Genomic DNA, 18,164 nt, shown 5'->3' with positions numbered 1-18,164 from the left:
CTCCGGGGAGAATTGATTTTCACCCCGGCGGCTGTCGAGAGGCTCCGGGGAGAATTGAAATTCAACCTGGAGGCTGTCGAGAGGGTGGTGGCCTAATTTGAACATGAAGGCGGGAAGGCGGGAAGAAAAGATCAATGATCTTCCCGCCTTCCCGCCTTCATGTGAATCACTCCGGGGCAAATTAGGCCACCACCCACGGCAGCAGGCGAGCGATTGGCGAGGACGGAGCCCTGGAAAGAGGCGAGGGGTGGCGCTGGCGTGATGACAGCGCGCGCGATGCCTTCGCGGAAGCGCTGGGGGATCGTCGTGGTCGGGGTGCTGGTGCTTTGTCTGGCGGCGCTTCTTGCCGTCGCGGTGGTTGGGACCGTGAGGGGGTAAGGCGCCGTCGGGATCAGCCTACAGCTTCGCCGGCCAGCCGCAGCACGCTGACGCGCTGGTAACTCCAGGTGAATGACGCGTGGGGATGGCCTCGCCGGCCAGCGCGCGAGGCGGGCAGGGCCGCGCGGGGTCGCGCGGCCCTGCGGGGCGGTGCTGTCAGAAGGCGAAGCGCAGGTTGTCGAGCACGTAGGTGCCTGCGTTGGTGGGGGCGTTGAGCACGAGCCGGAGCTGGCACTCGTTGTCCTGGGCGAGGAGCGCGAGACCCGCCGGAGGCACGACGAAGTTGACGACGTGGGCGCCCGAGCCCTGCGGGAGCGGGACGGTGTTCGTCGCGACCTCCTGGTGCGACATGTTCGCGCCCATGCACGCCAGGAACAGCGTGGAATCGCCCGACCAGCCGGGGTTGACCGGCGGCGGCGACACCACGTCGAGCTTCAGCGTCGGCCCGAACGTGAAGAGCTCGCTCGTCGGGAACGACGTGCTCTCGATGACGGTGTAGTTCGACACCGGGAGCGAAAGCGCGTTCGTTTCCGGATTCGTCGGCGACTCGACGAGGCTCACCGTGGTCCCCTGCACGACGTGCCAGGCGTCCTCGGTCTCGAAGCCGAGCACGCGCTCGGCGGTGGTGACCGGCACGAACGGCCCGTCGTCCACGCCGGGGCTCGCCGCCCCGTTCCACTGGAGCTCCCCCATGAACCGCACGTTGTCGAACTGGAAGCAGTCGCCGTTCGCCGCGTCGGCCATGAGCGAGATCTGCAGGGTGGAGCCGCGGTCGGTCTCCTGAAGGGCCTCGAAGATCGGCTCGGGCAGCGTGAAGTGCGCCGTGACCCACTCGCCCGCCGGGTAGCCGGTCAGGTCGAACTGCCCGGCGAACTGGGCAACGGTGTCCTCAGGGCGATCATGGTAGTAGAGCTGCACGGAGCCCTGCCATGCCGGGTTCGGCAGCCCGGTGGGGATCCGGACGTCGAGCGCGAGGTGGCGAGAGATCCAGGTGAAGTCCTTCGGGGTGAAGGGCGGGCTCTCGAGCGTGCGGGAGCCCGAGGAGCACACCCGCTGCGACGTCTCGCCCACGGTCGCGACCGCGTTCATCGAGTTGCTGGCCGTGGTGGTCCAGGGGTCGTCCCAGGTGCCGACCAGGGCCTGGCCGCGCGGCGTGGAGCGGTACGTGGTGGCCCGCAGCGACTTGACGTGCACGGTGGCGCCGGCGGCGCCCGCGACGTCGATGGCGATGTTGACGAAATCCTGCGTCTGCTGGAGCGCCTCCAGGGCGGCGACAGGGACGTTGAAGAGCACGTCCGTCTCGCCCGCCGCAAGGACGTCGGCGAGCACGACGGTCGAGCCGAGCTGGACGGTGCCGGTCGAGGGGGACTCGAGGGTGACCTTGAGCCGGGCGCTGCGGGTCGGGGTGCCGGTGACCGCGACGGAGAACGACACCGACCCCGGCGTCCAGGTCGTCCCTGTGCGCTGGTACTCGCGGTCGATGCGGGCGTTGCCAGCGCCGTCCGGGGTGATGATGAAGCCGCTGCCGTTGGCGTTTTGCTCGGCGGAGCCGGCATCGGGGAACAACCAGCCCTCGTCGAACCGGATCTGGCTCGGGGGATCCGTGGCCGCGTCCCCTTCAGCGATGCGGGTCGGGTTGTGGTGGTCCCGCGAGTCGAGGATCAACTTCGAGTTCAGGTGCGGGTTGTGGATCGTGACGAGCCCGTCGCCCATGGCGCGCACGTACTCGACCCCCGTGAACTGGTAGTCCGCGTCGACCTGCTGGACCAAGAGCAGCGGGAAATCGATGATGGCCTGCGGCTCCTGCGGGTCGAACGCGCCCGCGGGGGCGTTATCGATCTTGTCGATCCACAATAGGGACTCCTCCTCCGAGAAGCCGATGTCGAGTTGCTCTTCGCTCACCACCGTCCGGTAGGGGAACACGACGCCCTGCGCCGTCAGGCCGGCGTTCCTGGACACGACCGCGCTCAGGACCTCCGCGGCCGGGACGCCCTGCTCCTCGGTGCCTGAGCCCCAATGACCAGGGACGACCTCCCACAGACCGCCATGCATGACGGGGAAGGAGACCACGACGAGGTGCAGGTCGCCGCCCGGCTTGGTGATCACCTTGGCCCTCGACCCGTTGTCCAGCATGACGACGTCGCTCTGGCCCCAGCCATCCGGAGTCCGCGTCGGCCAATCTTCATGGGGATCGAAGCCGAGCGTGACGTTCTTGTACACGGGCCCGTTGTTCGAGCCGTAGCCGCTCCCCCTCATGATCGGGGTGACGCGCTGGGCCTCGGTCACGCCCCAGTTGCCCTGATCACCGGGGAGCAACAGCACGCTCGGCTTCGCGAGGAAGTCGTGCGCGTTCTTCTTGTCCTCAGGCTCGAAGATCTGCTCGTGAGGCCACACCCCCGCGTGGATGAAGCGCCCGTACCTGCCGCCTGAGCTGTTCAGGAAGTCGCTGGTGGAGAAGTAGTGCTCGGCCGCGGGCTCGTATCGCCATGACCCGGTCGTCCCGGGGACCGACTCTGACGGGTTGTTGTTCAGATCACGCGCGATGGCGTCGAGGTCCTCGTCGCCCATCACGTTGGGCGCCGGGTAGTACGCTGCCCCGTGAACCCGATACATCTCCGTGGAGTAGCGCGACCCGGCGCGCGTGTATGCGCCGAACCCGGGCTGTTCGTTGTCCGGCTTCAGCATGAAGTGGTGGATCAGCTCCGGCACCTGGTAGCCGCTGAGCACGGCGTCGAGGGCGAACCCTCTGTACTGGTCTCCGCCGCTCCACCACATGCAGTTGCGAGCGGTTTCTGGACAATTCGGATCATCATTGAACGAATACGCGCCCGTCAGGATGCCGAACATGATGGGCGGGTAATCGGAGGTGTACAGCTCCAGGACGTTGTTGTACTCCCAGCGACGCCGCATCGGTGCGTAGCGCTTGCCGTGGTAGGACTGGAAGGCGACCATGGCGGCGGTGTAATCGACGGCGTTGCGCGCGGCGGTCCGCACCTTCTCGCCTTCGGCATGGCTCGCGAGCTGCATCAAGGCGCGCAGCGTGAAGCCCTGGTATGGCCGCGCGTTGGTCTCGAAGTAGCCGTTCTTCGTGACCCGGCCGATGATGGCGAGCAGCGCTTGCTCGAGCTCCGTGCCGTCGTTGACGTACTTCTCGGGGCTCCGGTCGTGAAGGGCCTGGAGCTGCGGGTCGTTTCGTGGGTTGTTGCGGATCCACTGATTCGCCAGGTAAATCCAGGCGTTGATCATCAGGACGTGGTTCTCCGTCTCCGGGACTGTTACCCAGAAGGTCGGGTATTCCAGCTTGCGCACCTTATCTCCGGCGTAAAGGGCGAAGGGGGTGCACTCCCACTTGTAGAGAAAGTCATCGTGTGGCAGGTCCATGTCGGCGCACTCTGGCCGAGTACTCCTTGGGTACAAGAGCAGCGCGTTGACGGCCTTGTCTGTGAGCAGCGGCTCCGAGCCCGCAGGCGTGTTCCCGAACGCGTTCAGCAGCGTCATCGCGTTCATGAGATAGAAATCGAAGTCCGCCTCCGAGCCGACGTCAGCGCTGAAATGCGCGTTGTTGATGAGCCAGTCCTCGACGATCTGCGGGAATTCCTCCGGCGGCCTGAGCTCGTCGGCTTCGTCCAGGTGGACGAGCGCCGCGAGCCCCGCGGAGATGCGGCGGAAGCTCGCGGTCCCCGCGTTTTCCCAGGTCCCGATGTCGGTGAAGTCGCCCTTGAATGTGTGCATCCACACCTTCAAGAGGCGCTCCACGCGGTCGGCGTACTCGGCGTTGGCGTCCGCGACCGAGTCGGGGATGGGGTGCGGATCGCCGTGGATGACGCACATCTTGTCGCCGACGGCGATGTCGGTGACGTAGTAGCCCTCGTCCCAGTCGGTGGTCCCCCCTTTCCGGTAGGCGACGCCTGTGAGCAGGTCGTCGTAGACGCCCCACCTCGGGTTCGGGCTCTCGGTGCGGCCGAACAGGAGCTCGCCCCGGCCATCCAGATCCGTGTCGGCGATGGCGACCGCGCTCGCGCCGACGTCTTCGCCCCAGTCCTGGCCACGGGTGGTCTCGGAGATGCTCCCGTCGGCGTTCTTGCTGTAGATCACGAGCTTCGAGCGCTTGTCACCCCCGCTCCGCCCGACCACCAGCTCTTCCCTTCCATCCCCGTTCATGTCCCCGGAGCTGATGGAGATGGCCTGGAGGTCGCCGTCCCAGTTGTCGCTGCCGGGGTCGAAAGGAGCCCCGAAGGCGATCTCCCTGGTGAAGAAATCGTGCGTGCCGGGGAAGACGAACACGCGCGGGTCGCCGTGATCTCCTTCGGCGATCGCCGCGAGATCCCCATTGCCGTCGCCGTCGAAATCGAGGAGCTTGACCCCGAACACGACGGGATCGTCGCCGAACACGCCATCGCCCGCGCTGAAGATGGTGGTGAGATCGCCGCTGCCATTCAGGCTCGCGACCTCGATGCGGCGCCCGATGCCGCTGCACCCGAGGCCGCACTGCCTGTCCCTGGAGATGGCGACCTCGTCGCGACCGTCTCCGTTGATGTCGCGCACGTCGAGCCCCGTCACGTAGTAGTCCGGTCCCCATTCCGGGTTCGAGCGCTGCTCGAGGATCGTCTGGAAACGGGTGTTCTCGCCGTCATGGATGAAGTCATCCAGGATCAGCACCCTGGCCGCCAGCGCATCGGTGCTTTCGTTCAAGCCGACGACGACCTCGTCGACGCCATCACCGTCCAGATCGCCCGCCGCCAGGGCCTGCACGCCCTTGCCCGTGCCCCAGTCGCCCAGCGTCGCGATCTGCTTGAAATGGGTGTTTTTATCGTCGTAGATGACCAGGCGCGGCACGACGTCGCAGTTCACGCAGTTGCGCCAGTTGCGCCCCGCGATGAGCTCGAGGTCCGGATCGCCGTCGATGTTGGCGAACGTGATGGCCGTGGCGTAATGGGGCTCGCCGTAGTTGTCGCCGCGCACGGTGAAGACGTGGTCGCCGTCGTACACGTAGATCGACGGGAGGTCCTCGGTGTCACGGTACCGCGAGACGGCAAAGATCTGAGCTTCGCCTCGGCATTCGGTCTGCGCATCGGCGGTGATCGGAACGCCGATCAGCACGATGGATCCAAGCAATGTTAACCAGTGACGCATCGATCTCCTTCTCTGGGCCTGCAGGCTGGCTGTTGCGTGAAGGCGGCCCACTCGCAGCAGCGCACCGCGAAGGCAGCGACCGTGCCACTGCACGGGCGCCTCCCCGCAGAGCGCGGTGCGGTGGCCGGGGAGCCGAAGCGGCCCGCGCTCTCGTAACCCCGCACCCCGCGCGCATGGCGGCGCGTGGCACGTGCCACGTGGCACAAGGCATGTGGTCGGCGGCCGCGTGCCACCAGGTGGCGGGCGCGCAGGTTTCCTGCGTGGGGAGGGGGCGACACCACGTCGAGGTTCAGCGTCGGCCCGAACGAGGCGAGCTCGCTGGTCGGGAACGACGTGCTCTCGACGACGGTGTAGTTCGAGACCGCGACCGAGAGCGCGTTCGCTTCCGCTGCCATCGGTGCGAGCTCGCGCTCCGCACGCGTCGGCCGGCCACCCCGCCGACCTCGAGCGCGGCGCGGCGCTCATGGGCGACGCCGCGTGGCGCACGCCCGGGAAACCCCGGCATTTCGGGGACGTCAGGCCCTGCCCGCGGGACCTGCCCCGGGTCGGCAGAGCGCGCTCAGGCGCTTGCGGCGCTGGGGGAGCTCCGGCTAGATTCGCGCGCGCCAGAGCGCTCTCCGCCGCTGGCGCTCATCGCGCGCGAGGCGCGCTCACCGCGGACGCGCTCAATCACCCGCTTTTCTGGACGGGCATCACAGGTCAGGGGAGAACATCTTGTTTTCGTTCATCGCCGCCTTCAACATGCCGGACGCGAGCGACCGCGATCCCGCCGCGTTTCTCCGACGCACGGCGCTCCTCATCGGCGAGCGGATGCCCTCCGTGGGCCCGGAGCCCCGGATCGCGGTGGAGGTCTTGCCGGAGGTGGGCGGCGGGTGGGCGCTCCTCGCGCCGGAGCCGCGGCCGCGGCTCGACCTGCTCGATCAGGTGGTCACCGACACGCACGCTGTGCTGGTGTTCGGCGAGCTGCAAGGCGAGTTTAGGGAGTCGCCCGCGAGCGCCGTCCTCCGCGCCTATAGGTCGGGCGGCGGGGCCTCGGTGGCTGCGCTCGACGGCAACTTCTCCGCCGTCGTCGTGGACCGCGCGGAGCGCACGGTCGCGGTGATCTCGGACCTGCTCGGCCGCCGGGCGCTGCGCACCCTGCACGCGGGCGGGGCCCTCTACGTCTCTCCCCACGACATCGCGCTCGTGGCGACCGGGGCGTGCCCCGTCGAGATCGATCACGCCTCGGCGTGCTCGATCGTCGCCGCCGACTGGTCCATCGGCGGGCGGCCGCTGCTCGCGCACGTCGAGCCGTGCGAGCCTTCGCACTGGCTGCGCCTGCGGGGCGGCCGCCTGGAGCGGCTCGCCGCGCCGCTCGGGCTGTTCGAGGGCCGCGTCGATGCCCGCGACGCGGCCGCGGTCAGCGAGCGAATCGACCAGATCGTCGACAGGATGCGCGACAACACGCGCTTCGCCGCGGCGGGCTTCGACACGGTCCGGGCCGACCTGACCGCGGGCATCGACAGCCGCGCCGTCTTCGCGCTGGTCGCGTCGGTCGTGCCGGCGGAGCGCATCGTCGCCAAGACGTCCGGCGCGCCCGACAGCCTCGACGTGCGCGTGGCCAGGCGCATCGCCGCCCTCTCGGGCGTGCGGCACGAGCACCGCGAGCTGGATCTGCCCATCCATGATGATTTCAGCCGTCACGCGGATCTCATCGCGTTCCACATGAACGGCGACTCCAGCGCCAAGCGCGCCATCGACAGGTATCCGAGCTGGGACGACGAGCGCCCCCTGGGCTTCGACGGGGGAGGGGGCGAGATCTTCCGTGGCTATTACTATGCTCGCCCCGGCCAGTACCGGCGGGTGGCCGGCGCCGGCGCCGGCGACGTCGCGGCCTTCCTCGCCCGGAAGTGGCGCCGCCTGGCCGCGCCAGGCTTCCGCTCGCCCGAGCATCCGGCCGCCGTCCGCGAGCGCACGCAGGCGGTGGTCGAGGCGATGTTCCGGCGCTCGCCCGACGTGCACGACGTGCTCGATCAGTTCTACCTCTTCGAGCGGTATGGCCGCTGGGGCGCGCTCACGTCGCGCTTCTCCTGGTGGAGGAGCTTCAGCCCGTACGCGAGCCCGTCCGTCGTGCGGCTGGCGTTCAGCCTGCCCTCCCCGATAGGCATGCACGCGGGCTTGCACGACGCCATCGTGCGCCGCTTCTTGCCGCCCGCGCGCGGCATCCTCGTGAACGACAACGCCCTGCTCCGGCTCCAGGGGCCCGGGCTCGGGCGCATGCTCGCGCGCGATCTGCTCTATGTCACGAGCGAGCTCTGGCGAGCGGCGACCGCGTGGCGGGGCCGCTCGGCCAAGCAGCGCCGCTCGGTGGACGCCATGCGCGCCGACATGGTCGCGGGGCCGCTCCACGACTACGCGCGCGACGTCCTCCTCTCGCGAGACAGCATCGCCGTGGATCTGCTCGGGCACGAGCTCGCCGCCCGCCTGCTGGACGAGAACAGGGCGCGCCGGCAGCACCTGGAGACGCTGTGCAACCTCCTCGGCATCGAGCATTTCCGGCGGCTCGCCACGTCCACCGCCGCGGCCGCGGCCGGGCGTTGAACCGGGTCGCCCGCGGCCGTCCCCGGTTGCGCGGGACGAAGCCGCTCGGTGCTTTTCGACGGCGAGCCCGCCGACCCGGAATCTCGCTCCGGGCTGGTGGGCTCCTTGTCCGCCGCGCGCAACGCGGGCAGCTCCGTGGCTCCGGGCGCGGCTCTCCGTCGACGCCTGTGGGGGCGCTTCCAGCGCGCGTCGAGGCGCACGAGCGGCGTCGCGCCCGTCGCGATGTTGCTGATCCTGTGCTGGAGGTGAGGGCGAGAGGCTGCGCGAGGCGGCGCGCGGCGCTGACGTGAGCTCGTCGGGCTCACCCCGGGGCGTGGACGGCAGACCCGAAGCGGCGCCGCGCGATCCGGATATCGGCGCGGAAGCGCTACGTCAGCGAGCGCTCACTGGCAGACCCAGTAGTCAGGGAATGAGCTCGATTGCGGCGTGCACGCCGGAAGCCCTTTGAGGCTGCGGAAGTTGTTGATCTGGCTCATCCGGGTGCTGGAGATCCGCATGCCCCGCGCCTTGCCGCCGACCTCGGCGCAATGATCGTCACCCGGCTTCTCCGAGTTGGAATGGATGCCGAAGATCCAGTTGGTGTTCCTGAGGAAATAGGGGCCGCCCGAGTCGCCTTCGCAGACTCGGATGCCGTCCGCGTCCGTGACGAAGTGCTCGGCACCTACCCAGTTCAACGAATCATTCATGAAGCGCATGACGTCTTGGCCCGTGCCATTGTAGTGGTAGTAGCCCCGCCCGTAGAACGTATAGGGCTCCGTGGAGCCGAGGTACCCTGCGTAGATGCCATCGGCGGCGTCGCTGGCCGTCACGTTGTCGAACGCGCCGCCCGCAGCCAGGAAGACGACGGCCATGTCGGCTTGCGCGTCCCATCCGTCCTGCAGGCGTCGCACCGAGACACTGCGGTTCGTCGAGCATTTGCCGTTCGAGGGGGTGCCTGTCATGCAGCTCCAGGTGGTCCCGGTGCGCGCGTAGGATACCGAGACGCTCACAGACCCCGTCAGCGCCGTGCCGAGCAGATGGTCAAAGCAGTGAGCCGCGGTGAGGACCATGTGTCGACCGATCAGCGTTCCCGTGCAGAATCCTTCAATCCCGTTTCCGATCTCTACGGCGCCGACTCCGCCGCCCTCCGTGCCGGCGCGGATCTCTTCCGCGTGGGTCCCGAGCGGCTCGTCGGAGAGGTCATCGCTCGGATCTGCGGCGACGCACGCCGAGCCTGCCAGAGCGAGCAGCGCGCCGGCTGCGCCCGTGCGAGCCCATACGAGCCCAGCTCCTACCATCCCGCGGCAACCTTTCGAATCCTTGATGTTCGTCATTGGGGTCCTCGCCTGCGTCCTGAGTGGTTGTTCTTCTTCTCCGCTGCTCGCGGCGCGCAGAGCGACACACAGGGCTCGTCACCGAAGCCCGTGGGCCAGACCGCTGGCCTTCGAACGCGGCCACATCGATGCTCCCGACATGCTCGGTCGGAGGGAGCCTCCGCCTGCAGCATCGGGTTCATCGCGGGATACGCTTTATCCGGGACCGCCCGTCTTCCGCTGGATCACGATCCAGCCATGCAGCGGGTCAGATAAAGAGTACCGCTCAGGGGGCAGTGCAACGAGCGCGCCAGCTCAAACGCACGACGGATCCGGGAGCGCTGGCAGGTTTTGGCGGTGATTCCGCCCTGCGCGCCGTGACATGTCACGGCGCAGCCCGTGACATGTCGCCCTGCGCATCGTGACATGTCGCCCTGCACACCGTGACATGTCACGGTGGAGCGGGCCGCACGTCACGGCGGGAGGCTCATTGTCCGGCGCGTGGACGCGACACCCCTCCTGAAGGGGGACGTGGCCGAGGCCTCCCGGATCTCCGCCGACGCCGCCGGAGCGTCTCCGACGCGCGTCGCGTCGGATGAGCAGGATCGCGCCCGGCGCGGTAGCGAGCACCGCTCGGTGGACGCCGTGCGCGCCGACACGGGCGCTGCGCCGCTCCACGCCCGCGACGTGCTGCTTTCGCGAGAGAGCATCGCCGTGGATTTGCGCGGGCACGAGCGCGTCGCGCAGCCGTTACAAGGCCATCGGGGGCTCGCGGACTACGACGACCTCAACGACCCTTGAGGGTGAGCTTCGTCACGCCGCGCGACGCGCTCTCTCGAGATGTTACCCAGAGCGCCCTGCGCCGGCGACATCCGGCTGGTCAACGAGCCACATCCGCAGGGAAGCGGGGATGCTCGCCGTTCTTTTCTGGAGCCACCTTCGGGACTTGAACCCGAGACCTACGGTTTACGAAACCGTTGCTCTACCACTGAGCTAAGGTGGCACGCCTCTCGTTGAGGAGGCGCGCAGATTACCCACTCGCCCCGCCGAGTCAAGCTCTTTTATTCACCCCCCCGACCGGCCTCTCCGTCTCCGCGGCCGGCTCCGCGGCCGGCGCGGCCTCCGCGGCCTGCCTCGCTTCCCCGCTCGTCGGGCCCGCCGCGTCGCCGGCGCTCCCTCTCGCGAAGAACTCGCCCAGCCGCTCGGCCAGCTCCGCCGCCGCCGACCAGTGCATCATGTGCCCGGCGTCCGGCAGCTCGACGTGCTCCGCGCGCGCGAGCTTCGCCACCCGCGCCGCCTCGTCCGGCGGGCGCCACCCGGTCGGCCCGCCGCTCACGACCAGCGTCGGGCACGCGATGCGCTCCAGGAACGCCGTGAACGCCTCCACCTGGAACCAGAGCGGCGACGTCGTCCGGTGCATCGGATCGTACGCCCACGCGAGCCCGCCGCCGGGCTCCTCGCGCGTGAGCAGCGGCGCGCGCGTCGCCAGCACGTCGCGCGGCACGCGCGGGTGATGCGCGGCGAGCCGCGCGATCGCGTCCTGCATCGACGCGAGCCGCCGTGGCGCCCGATCGAGCCCCTTCATCTCGCGCAGCCACGTCTCCATGCGCGCGACGGCGACCTCGGGCCCGCGCGCCGGCGGCCCCAGGCCCTCGAGCAGCGCCAGGCGCTCGACGCGGCCTGGGCTCGCGCCCGCGTAGTACACCGCGACCGCGCCGCCCATCGAGTGGCCCACCACGCCGAGCCGCGCCGGCGCGAGCGCGTCGACGAGCGCCGCGACGTCGGCGATGTAGTCGGGGAAGTAGTAGTAGCCGCTCGCGCCGACGCGGCCGCTCCGGCCGAAGCCGCGGAGGTCGGGCGCGATCACGTCGTGCCCCGCCCTCGCGAGCGGCTCGGCCACGAGATCCCACGTGCTCCCCGCGTCGAGGAAGCCGTGGAGCAAGAGCAGCGTGAGGCCGGACGGCCGCGCGCCGTCGTCGCGAAAGCGATGGACGCACAGATCCAGACCGTTGGCCTTCCAAGTTTCCGACGTCTTACGCACCACGCGCGTGCTCTCGCGTGCAGGCGTTCACGTGGGCCCCCCGCGCGCGCCGCGCGCCCGACGCCGTCACCGCTTCGCCGGAGGCGCCGCGGGAGCCGCCGGGGGGAGCATCGATCCGGTCGCCACCGGCACGGCCGATCCCGTCGGCGCCGCCCCCGCAGGCGGCGCGCCCGCACCGCCCGGCGCCGCGGCGTCGGGCCCCGCCGGCGCGGCGTTCCCCGACGCCGCAGGCGCCGCCGGGAGCGCCGCGCCCGTGAGCTGCGCGGCGTCCTTCAGCACCTCGTCGGCGTGTACGCCGGGATCCACGTCCGGGTAGACCTTCGCCACCTTGCCGTCGGGATCGATCAGGAACGTCACGCGCGCCATCGACCCGAGCCGCGTCGGCACGCCGAACGCGTTGGCCCACGTCTGGTCGGTGTCGACGAGGATGGGGAACGGCAGCCGGTGCTCGGTCGCGAACGCCTCGTGCGACTCGCGCGTGTCGGGGGAGACACCGAAGACCTGCACGTTGGCCTGCTTGAAGCGATCCCACGCGTCGCGGAACGCGCACGCCTCCTCCGTGCAGCCCGGCGTCCCGTCCTTCGGATAGAAGTACACGACCACGGCGCGACCCCGCTGGTCGGACAGCCGCTGGATCGCGCCGTTCTGATCGGCGGCGAACACGTCGGGCGCCGTCGCGCCGACCGGGAGGAGCCCCTGTCCACCGTCGGGTCGCTCGGCCGCGCCACACGCGAGCAGCGAGACAAAGGCAAAGACGACAGCAACTACGACAAAAACGAGGGCAGTCGGGAAGCGTCTCTTCATCAGAGCGCCACGTTAGCACGCACTCGGTAGGATCGATCCGACGCTTCTGGTACGTTGCGCCGGCAGGAGACCAGGCCGATGGCGATCTACGGAAACGGCAGCGGCGCCGCCCCCGGCGCGGTGCGCCAGGGCAGGGGAATCACCTACCCCGATTTCTCTTCGCCTACCGTGGATAAGGTCATGGTGGAAGAGCGGGCAGCCGGGCTCGGCAAACGGAGCATCAAGGGCCCGGCCAAGGTCGCCGGCCTCAAGCTCGCCATCTCCATGATGGACCTCACCACCCTCGAGGGAAAAGACTCGCCCGGAAAAGTCGAGCAGCTCTGCCAGAAGGCGCTTCGCCCTCACGAGCGCGCGGACATCTCTCCGTGTGCGGCGGTGTGCGTCTATCCGAAGCTCGTGCCCGTCGCCAGGCGAGCGGTCGCGGGCTCGACCGTCAAGGTCGCGAGTGTGGCGACCGCCTTCCCGAGCGGGCTGTCCACGCTCGAGGTCAAGCTCGCCGACGTGCGCCAGGCGGTCGAGCTCGGCGCCGACGAGATCGACATGGTGATCGACCGCGGCGCGATGCTCGCCGGCGAGGTCAACGCCGTGTACGACGAGATCGCCGCGACAAAGGAGGCGTGCGGGCGCGCGCACCTCAAGGTGATCCTGGAGACCGGCGAGCTCGGGAGCTACGACCGCGTCCGCAAGGCGAGCCGCATCGCGATGCTCGCCGGCGCCGACTTCATCAAGACGTCGACCGGGAAGGTCACCCCGGCGGCCACGCCCGCGGTGACGCTGGTGATGCTCGAGGCGATCCGCGATCACGCGCACGCGACCGGCCAGCGCATCGGGATGAAGCCGGCCGGCGGCATCCGGACGGCGAAGCAGGCGCTCCACTACCTCGTGCTGGTCAAGGAGACCCTCGGCGACGCCTGGCTCACGAGCGACCTGTTCCGCTTCGGCGCGTCCACGCTCCTCAACGACGTGCTCATGCAGCTCGAGAAGGAGCGGACCGGCGCCTACCAGGGCGGCGACTATTTCAGCAAGGACTGACCGCGCGCGGTGGGGCGCGCGCGCGGCGCGGCGTCGCGCGGCGTGGCCGGGTCCGATGTTCAACGCGCGGCCGCCGGCGTAGAGTGCGCGGCATGAGCGACAGGAGCACCGCCGCGGCAGGCGGCGACGGGGGCTCGCCCCGGGAATCTGGCGCCGCGAGCGCCGCGCGCGAGGCGGCCGTCGTGTTCGGCGACGCGTGGCGCTACGCGCCGGCGCCCGAGGGGCGCGACCACGTGAAGATCGCGCCGCGGTACGACCTCTTCATCGGCGGCGCGTGGCGCGCCCCGGAGTCAGGCCGCTACCTCGACAGCATCAGCCCGTCGACCGAGGAGAAGCTCTGCGAGTTCGCCGAGGCGTCGGAGCGCGACGTCGACCTCGCCGTGCAGGCGGCCCGGGCCGCGTACGAGAAGCGCTGGTCGCGCCTGCGCCCGCTCGATCGCGGCAAGTACATCTACCGCATCGCCCGCGCCCTCCAGGAGAAGTCGCGCGAGCTCGCGGTCGTCGAGTCGCTCGACGGCGGCAAGCCCATCAAGGAGTCCCGCGACGTCGACCTCCCGCTCGCGGCCGCGCACTTCTTCTACTACGCGGGCTGGGCCGACAAGCTCGAGCACGCCTTCCCCGGGCGCGATCCGCGGCCGCTCGGCGTCGCGGGGCAGGTGATCCCGTGGAACTTCCCGCTCCTCATGGCGGCGTGGAAGCTCGCGCCCGCGCTCGCGGCGGGCAACACGTGCGTCCTCAAGCCCGCCGAGACGACGCCGCTCACGTCGCTGCTCCTCGCGAAGATCATCGAGGAGGCGGACCTGCCGCCCGGCGTCGTCAACGTGGTCACGGGCGCGGGCGCGACGGGCGCCGCGGTCGTCGGCCACCCCGGCGTCGACAAGGTCGCGTTCACCGGCTCGACCGAGGTCGGCAAGCGCATCCAGCGCGCGCTCGCCGGCACCGGCAAGCGGCTCACGCTGGAGCTCGGCGGCAAGGCCGCGAACATCGTCTTCGAGGACGCGCCGCTCGATCAGGCGGTCGAGGGCATCATCGGCGGCATCTTCTTCAACCAGGGCCACGTCTGCTGCGCGGGCTCGCGCCTGCTCGTCGAGGAGAGCGTCCACGACGCCCTGCTCGTCAAGCTGCGCGAGCGCATGGCGACCCTGCGCGTCGGCGATCCGCTCGACAAGAACACGGACGTGGGCGCCATCAACTCGCGGGCGCAGCTCGAGAAGATCCGGGAGCTCGTGGCCGCGGGCGAGCGCGAGGGGGCCGCGCGCTTCTCGGTGAGCTGCGCGCTCCCGGATCGCGGCTACTGGTTCGCGCCGACGCTCTTCACGGGCGTCGCGCAGTCGCACCGGATCGCGCGCGAGGAGATCTTCGGCCCGGTGCTCTCGGTCCTGACCTTCCGCACGCCGGAGGAGGCGATCGAGAAGGCGAACAACACGATGTACGGGTTGTCCGCCGGCGTCTGGACCAGCAAGGGCTCGAAGAGCTTCTGGGTCGCAGAGCGGCTCCGCGCCGGCGTCGTCTGGGCGAACACCTTCAACAAGTTCGACCCCAGCTCCCCGTTCGGCGGCTACAAGGAGAGCGGCTTCGGCCGCGAGGGCGGGCGCCAGGGGCTGCTCGCCTACCTCGAGGTGGACTGATGGCGCTCGGCAACCAGGACGGCGGCGGCGACGAGGGGCGCGCGCAAGCCGGCGCGGGCGCAGGCGCGGCCGCGCCGGCGGGCGAGGCGGGCGCGCGCGTCGGCGTGCGCAAGGCGTACAAGATGTTCGTGGGCGGCGCGTTCGTGCGCTCGGAGTCGGGGAGGTACACGCAGGTGCGCGATCACGGCGGCGCGGGCGCGGTCGAGAACATCCCGCGCGCCTCGCGCAAGGACGGGCGCGACGCGGTGCTCGCGGCGGCCGGCGCGCTCGGCGGCTGGTCGTCGCGCTCGGCCTACAACCGCGGGCAGATCCTCTACCGCCTCGCCGAGATGCTCGAGGCGCGGCGCGCGGAGCTCGCGGCCTCGCTCGAGCGCGGCGGCCTGGGCGCCGGCGCCGCCGAGCGCGAGGTCCTCGCGTCGATCGATCGCGCCGTCGCCTACGCGGGCTGGGCCGACAAGTACCAGAGCCTCTTCGCGAGCCTGAACCCCGTGTCCGGCCCGCACTTCACCTTCACGGTGCCCGAGCCGATGGGGGTCGTCGTCATCGCGGCGCCGCCGCGCCCCGCGCTCCTCGGCCTCGCGGGCGCGCTCCTGCCGGTGATCGCCGCCGGCAACACCTGCGTCGTGCTCGCCAGCGAGGCGGATCCGCGCACCGCCCTCGTCTTCGGCGAGGCGCTCGCCACGAGCGACCTCCCGGGCGGCGTCGTCAACCTCCTCACCGGCCAGCCCGCGGAGGTGCTGCCGCACCTCGCCGCGCACATGGAGGTCGCCGCGCTCGATCTGCACGGCGTGGACGCGGCCCTGGCGAAGCGCCTCGAGGAGGCGGCCGCCGCCAGCGTCAAGCGGGTGCGGTCCCGCGCGCTCGGCGAGGCGGAGTGGTTCGACGAGCGGGCGGCGACGTCCCCGCGCTGGATCGAGCGGTTCGTCGAGCTGAAGACGATCTGGCACCCGGCCGGGCCGTAGCGCGGGCGAGGTGCGCTGCGCGCCGCGCGCCGCTCAGCGGCCGAGCACCATCCCCGTCTGCAGCGTCCGCCCGGCCACGAGATCCGCGGCCGCGAGCGGCTTCCGCCCCTCGGCCTGCGCCCGCAGGAGCTGGATCGCGCCCTCGCCGCAGGCGACGATCACGACGTTGCGGCTGGCCATCACCACGGTCCCCGGCGGCGCCCCGCCGGGCTCGGCCTCGCGCTCGACGCGCGCTGCGAGCACCTTGAGCGCCTTGCCCTCGATCGTCGTGAAGGCGCCAGGCCACGAGGTCATCCCCCGGATGTGGTCGTGGATCTGCCGGGCGCTCCGGTCCCAGCGGATGCGCCCGTCCTCCTTCTTGAGGAGCGCCGCGTGCGTCGCCGCCTCGTGGTCCTGCGGCGTCGCCTCGAGCTCGCCGTCCACGGCGCGGCGGAGGTCCTCGCGCACCACGCGCGCCGCCAGCGCCCCGAGATCGACCGCGAGCTCGTCGGCGGTCGTGTCGGGGCCGATCGGGATGCGATGGATCGCGTAGACCGGCCCGGTGTCCATGCCCTCGTCCATCTGCATCAGCGAGACGCCCGTCTCGGCCTCGCCCCCGGCGATCGCCCAGGTGATCGGCGCGGCGCCGCGGTAGCGCGGCAGGATCGACGCGTGCAGGTTCATGCAGCCGCGCCGCGGCGCATCGAGCACCGCCTTCGGCAGGATGCGGCCGTAGGCGATCACGAGCGCGACGTCGGCCGCGGCGTCCTTCACCCACGCGGCGAACTCGGGCGTGCGGATCTTCTCGGGCTGCACCACCGGCAGGCCGAGCTCGCCGGCCTTCACCTTGACCGGCGGCGCCTTGAGCTCGAGCCCGCGACCGGCCGGCCGGTCGGGCTGGCAGACGACGCCGACGACGTCCGCGATCGACGCGAGCGCCTCGAGCGAGGGCACGGCGATGGCGGGGGTACCGAAGAAGAGCGCGCGCACGCCTAGCTTCTAGCAGGAGCGGCGCCCGGCACGGCGCCTTCTTCCATCGCGGCAGGCACGGCCGCGACCTTCCATTCCATCGCGGCGGGCTCCGCCGCGGCGGCCCCGGCGCAGGGCAGCGCCGCCTCAGGGCAGCGCCGCCGGCCGCCCGCCCTGCTCGCCGTCGTCCTTCCCGCCCGCTGCTGCGCCGCGCGGATCGGCGCAGCAGCGGAAGCCGGTCTCGTAGAACACGAACTTCGGGTCGTGCGCGTCGTTCGTCCCGCGGCAGCCCGTCCACGGCTTGGCCCAGAAGCCTCCCATGAGCGCGCCCGGCCACCGCCGGCCGCGGCGCGACGCGACCCACTCCTCGACGTTGCCCATCATGTCGAAGATGCCGAACGACGAGGCGCACCCGGGGTACGAGCCGCTCGGGGCGCCTTGCCAGAGCCGCTCCACCTCGCGCTGCGCGACCTCGCCGGAGGCGCCGAGCTTCCGCTCGTCGACCGGCCGCCACGCCCTGCCGCTGTTGCAGACGGTCCTGTCCACGCGCCAGCCGTAGGCGAGGGGGCGCCGCTCGGCGCCCTCGCACGCGAGCTCCCACTCCTGCTCGGCGCACACCCGCTTGCCGCGCGCCGCGCACCACGCGGTCGCCATCTCGAACGACTGCATGACGAGCGGCTTCGCCCCCCGCTGGTTCGGCGCCTCGAACTGATCCATGCACACCGCGATCTCGGTCGTCGGCCCCTCCTCCGCGGTGATGTCCTCCCAGTAAGCGAAGCAGTGGGTCGCCTTGCCGCTCTTCACCGGCTCGACGCAGACGTGCTGCACCTCGTCATGGTGCGTGCCGGTGACGAGCCGCATGTCCGGCGGGCACGCCGGGCTGGGCCCTGGATCGAGGGACGGCGCCGCTGGCAGGCTGAGCATCGCGAGCGCGAGCGCGCCGAGGCCGAGCAGGGGATCGATCATCGTTCAGCGAGGGCTCCGGTGTCGCTCCGCGCCGGGCGTCGCCGCGGCGGGCGGCGGCAGGCGGAAGATGCGCCTCTCGTCCGCCGCGGTGGCGCCGCGGTGGACCCTGCGCCGCGTCGCCGCGCCGCCCGACAAGCGAGCGCTGCAGGTCGGAGCTGACCCGCAGAATATCCCCATTCAAAAAAATGGCCAGGGCTGTGGCACGCGGCATGCGCCGTGTCTATGGTGAGTTCCCGTAGCCTCGCGGGCTGTCTTCCACCAGAGCTGCCAGCAGGGCTCCGCGTCGCACCATTCGCATCCGTCTGGATGCAAGCCAGGATGACCGGGGCGCGCGCCCGCCGCGCGACCCGGCCTCAGGTTGATGAAGGGGTTTACCTCCCCCGGTCGGGTGCCTAGAGGA

Annotated in this window: 11 protein-coding genes and 1 tRNA gene; 5 read left to right on the top strand and 7 right to left on the bottom strand. The window is 70.7% G+C overall.

Features of this window, described 5'->3' with window-relative positions; translation table 11 throughout:
* Positions 1–534: 534 nt before the first annotated feature.
* Positions 535–5,478: an FG-GAP repeat domain-containing protein gene (locus WMF20_RS29745; RefSeq protein WP_437605276.1), complete on the bottom strand. Its 4,944-nt coding sequence runs from the start codon at positions 5,476–5,478 to the stop codon at positions 535–537.
* 747 nt (positions 5,479–6,225) lie between these two features.
* On the opposite strand from WMF20_RS29745, the gene WMF20_RS29740 reads away from it, so the two are divergent.
* A complete protein-coding gene (locus WMF20_RS29740) occupies positions 6,226–8,091 on the top strand; it encodes a hypothetical protein (protein ID WP_437605275.1) in 1,866 nt (621 codons plus the stop codon).
* A 383-nt stretch (positions 8,092–8,474) separates the two neighbouring features.
* On the opposite strand, the gene WMF20_RS29735 is transcribed toward WMF20_RS29740, so the two are convergent.
* Positions 8,475–9,404, bottom strand: coding sequence for a trypsin-like serine peptidase (locus tag WMF20_RS29735; RefSeq protein WP_437605274.1), 930 nt, complete (start codon positions 9,402–9,404; stop codon positions 8,475–8,477).
* 480 nt (positions 9,405–9,884) lie between these two features.
* On the opposite strand from WMF20_RS29735, the gene WMF20_RS29730 reads away from it, so the two are divergent.
* Positions 9,885–10,184, top strand: a complete 300-nt coding sequence (locus tag WMF20_RS29730; RefSeq protein WP_437605273.1) for a hypothetical protein — start codon at positions 9,885–9,887, stop codon at positions 10,182–10,184.
* Between the two features lie 127 nt (positions 10,185–10,311).
* Here the strand turns inward: WMF20_RS29730 and WMF20_RS29725 are convergent.
* The 3 genes from WMF20_RS29725 to WMF20_RS29715 all read right to left on the bottom strand — a co-directional run bounded on the left by WMF20_RS29725 (position 10,312) and on the right by WMF20_RS29715 (position 12,228).
* Positions 10,312–10,386 (bottom strand) — tRNA-Thr (locus tag WMF20_RS29725).
* Between the two features lie 48 nt (positions 10,387–10,434).
* Complete coding sequence (locus WMF20_RS29720; RefSeq protein ID WP_437605272.1) at positions 10,435–11,325, bottom strand: alpha/beta fold hydrolase; 891 nt, start codon at positions 11,323–11,325, stop codon at positions 10,435–10,437.
* Between the two features lie 165 nt (positions 11,326–11,490).
* Positions 11,491–12,228 carry a peroxiredoxin gene (locus tag WMF20_RS29715; RefSeq protein WP_437605271.1) on the bottom strand — a complete coding sequence of 246 codons (738 nt, stop codon included), beginning with the start codon at positions 12,226–12,228 and terminating at the stop codon, positions 11,491–11,493.
* Between the two features lie 78 nt (positions 12,229–12,306).
* Here WMF20_RS29715 and deoC point away from each other — a divergent pair, with 78 nt between their 5' ends.
* The 3 genes from deoC to WMF20_RS29700 all read left to right on the top strand — a co-directional run bounded on the left by deoC (position 12,307) and on the right by WMF20_RS29700 (position 15,850).
* A complete protein-coding gene (deoC, locus tag WMF20_RS29710) occupies positions 12,307–13,260 on the top strand; it encodes a deoxyribose-phosphate aldolase (protein ID WP_437605270.1) in 954 nt (317 codons plus the stop codon).
* A gap of 92 nt (positions 13,261–13,352) precedes the next feature.
* Positions 13,353–14,888: an aldehyde dehydrogenase family protein gene (locus tag WMF20_RS29705; RefSeq protein WP_437605269.1), complete on the top strand. Its 1,536-nt coding sequence runs from the start codon at positions 13,353–13,355 to the stop codon at positions 14,886–14,888.
* 122 nt (positions 14,889–15,010) lie between these two features.
* A complete protein-coding gene (locus tag WMF20_RS29700) occupies positions 15,011–15,850 on the top strand; it encodes an aldehyde dehydrogenase family protein (RefSeq protein ID WP_437617185.1) in 840 nt (279 codons plus the stop codon).
* A 33-nt stretch (positions 15,851–15,883) separates the two neighbouring features.
* On the opposite strand, the gene fmt is transcribed toward WMF20_RS29700, so the two are convergent.
* Together fmt and WMF20_RS29690 are read right to left on the bottom strand one after the other, a co-directional pair.
* On the bottom strand, positions 15,884–16,819 hold the full coding sequence (fmt, locus tag WMF20_RS29695) for a methionyl-tRNA formyltransferase (RefSeq protein WP_437605268.1): 936 nt from the start codon (positions 16,817–16,819) through the stop codon (positions 15,884–15,886).
* Between the two features lie 126 nt (positions 16,820–16,945).
* Positions 16,946–17,764 carry a formylglycine-generating enzyme family protein gene (locus tag WMF20_RS29690; RefSeq protein WP_437605267.1) on the bottom strand — a complete coding sequence of 273 codons (819 nt, stop codon included), beginning with the start codon at positions 17,762–17,764 and terminating at the stop codon, positions 16,946–16,948.
* Positions 17,765–18,164: the final 400 nt, after the last annotated feature.

The sequence above is a fragment of the Sorangium sp. So ce834 genome (genome assembly GCF_051521425.1).
Lineage (GTDB): Bacteria > Myxococcota_A > Polyangia > Polyangiales > Polyangiaceae > Sorangium > Sorangium cellulosum_D.
This window is presented reverse-complemented; position numbering and strand designations above follow the sequence as displayed.

What these genes read in the sequence shown, in the direction of transcription:
- WMF20_RS29735 (WP_437605274.1), bottom strand. Translation starts at nt 9,404, where the DNA reads ATGACGAACATCAAGGATTCGAAAGGTTGCCGCGGGATGGTAGGAGCT.
- WMF20_RS29715 (WP_437605271.1), bottom strand. Translation starts at nt 12,228, where the DNA reads ATGAAGAGACGCTTCCCGACTGCCCTCGTTTTTGTCGTAGTTGCTGTC.
- deoC (WP_437605270.1), top strand. Translation starts at nt 12,307, where the DNA reads ATGGCGATCTACGGAAACGGCAGCGGCGCCGCCCCCGGCGCGGTGCGC.
- WMF20_RS29705 (WP_437605269.1), top strand. Translation starts at nt 13,353, where the DNA reads ATGAGCGACAGGAGCACCGCCGCGGCAGGCGGCGACGGGGGCTCGCCC.
- WMF20_RS29700 (WP_437617185.1), top strand. Translation starts at nt 15,011, where the DNA reads ATGTTCGTGGGCGGCGCGTTCGTGCGCTCGGAGTCGGGGAGGTACACG.
- WMF20_RS29690 (WP_437605267.1), bottom strand. Translation starts at nt 17,764, where the DNA reads ATGATCGATCCCCTGCTCGGCCTCGGCGCGCTCGCGCTCGCGATGCTC.